The sequence below is a fragment of the Breznakia blatticola genome (assembly GCF_004365815.1).
GTDB classification, from domain to species: domain Bacteria; phylum Bacillota_I; class Bacilli_A; order Erysipelotrichales; family Erysipelotrichaceae; genus Breznakia; species Breznakia blatticola.
Map to the genome: position 1 here is coordinate 1 of NZ_SODD01000089.1, position 1821 is coordinate 1821.

Annotated in this window: 1 protein-coding gene; it reads right to left on the bottom strand. The window is 35.1% G+C overall.

Features of this window, described 5'->3' with window-relative positions; translation table 11 throughout:
* Positions 1 to 177: 177 nt before the first annotated feature.
* Positions 178 to 1539, bottom strand: a complete 1362-nt coding sequence (locus EDD63_RS11465; RefSeq protein ID WP_134171450.1) for an IS110 family RNA-guided transposase — start codon at positions 1537 to 1539, stop codon at positions 178 to 180.
* Between the last annotated feature and the right edge of the window lie 282 nt (positions 1540 to 1821).

Below are 1821 nucleotides of genomic sequence, written 5' to 3' on the forward strand. Positions count from 1 at the left end.
AAGACAAACTATCATATGTCAAGTAAAGAATGATATTGGCATATAAATAGGTGATTGTCTTAGTTTAGAGGTGAATCCTCTATAAAAACTTCAATCCATACCATTGAAAAGGTATTATGAAAACAACTTTTTTGGAAATTTTCAAAAAAGCTAAGAATTCAAAGAAAATGTTTAAATTTATACGGTTTCAGCAACTCTTGCACTTCGATATACGAAGTCATGGATTTCGCCGAATTCGTCTTCAAATTTATATATTTTCTTTCGAGTTGATGATGAGAACTCAGTCTCTATGTTTTGGAAAAACTCAGCTCGGGTTACTTCCGGTATACGCATGAGATCACGGTGTTGAATTACAAATACACTTTCATTTCTCATTATTGAGAATAGAATCGCACAGATTTTATTCGTTAATGCATTAACTGCAAGAATGTGACGTTTTCGGTCACCATTCTTCTTGCGATTAAAAACATCTTTGAGAATAGGATTATTTCTTCTAGCAAACTCTGCAATCATGTAGAGAGCATGGCGAAGATCGCGAGAACCCTTTTTAGCCATTCGACCACGTCGATTGACAGAAGTTCCGGATTCACTATTATCACCAAAGATACCAGCGAACTTAACGATTTGACTAGCTTTATTAAAACGAGTAATATCACCAAGTTCAGCAATAATCGTAGCAGCAGACAATTTACCACAGCCAGTGAATGAAAGAATAATCTTGTATAAAGGAAATGACTCTAATTTAGATTCAATTCGTTTATCTAACTCACGAAGTTTGCCTTCAAGATAGATTACTGATTCCAATAAACTTTGGATAGTGAAAGTGTCTTCTTCGGATAAAATAGTGTGAGTTACAATGGAATTCTTTGAAGCACTGATAAGAGCATTCATTTTATCCAAACCATAATGTTTCTTAGAAGCAGATTGAATTAGTAGAAGTAATTCATCTTTATCTGCGTTTATGATAGAATATGGAGTGGAATATGATGAAAAGATGGCTCTCAATGTGTTGTGGCCTGATTTGAAAACGTGAAGTAATTCAGGAAAGAATTTAACTACTTTAGCATTGAGTCGGTTCTTCTCTTGGGTTAATGTTTTCGATAAAGATGATCTTCGATGGGTCAATGTCTTTAGTTCGTCGTATTCCTTTTTCTTTTCAGAAACTGCTTTTGCCTCACCTCTAGCCAGAATTTCAGTGATGCATTTAGCATCAAGTTTATCTGTCTTAGGTAAGCCAATATAGTCTCTGTATTTCTTTACAGATTCGGGACGAATCATGATGACATTAAGACCATTAAGTTTTAAACGATCGAAGAGACCGTCACCATAGACACCAGTGACTTCTAGTCCAAACAAGACTTTCGACAAGTCGGGTTCGATAGTAGTGACTGTATCTATAAACTTCTGATAACCTTGTAGTGTGTTATCAAAAGTAACTTTCTTCTTATTATTCAAGATAGAAAGAGAAGAGTTCATGACGCTAAAGTCATGCTTATTTTGGGAAGCATCAATTCCCACGAAAACTGAATAGTTCTGCATAGTAAATTTTCCTTTCGTAATCAGTCGTTCTGGATTGCACCTCTAAAGCAAGACAAACACAACCTCGTTAATGAGAAGATATAGTGCATGACCATTCTTCAACAAACCTAATAAGCATATACAAAACATCTTGAATAAAGGAACCAGTCTTTTTGAAGCGGATCCACAGTCCGCAAGGAGAATGTAGGCAACCTTATTTCCAGAACACTTCTTATCTTAGATTAGAAGAACAATACAATCAAGTTGGAAAAGCCAACTGATTACACTACATATTATACGAGG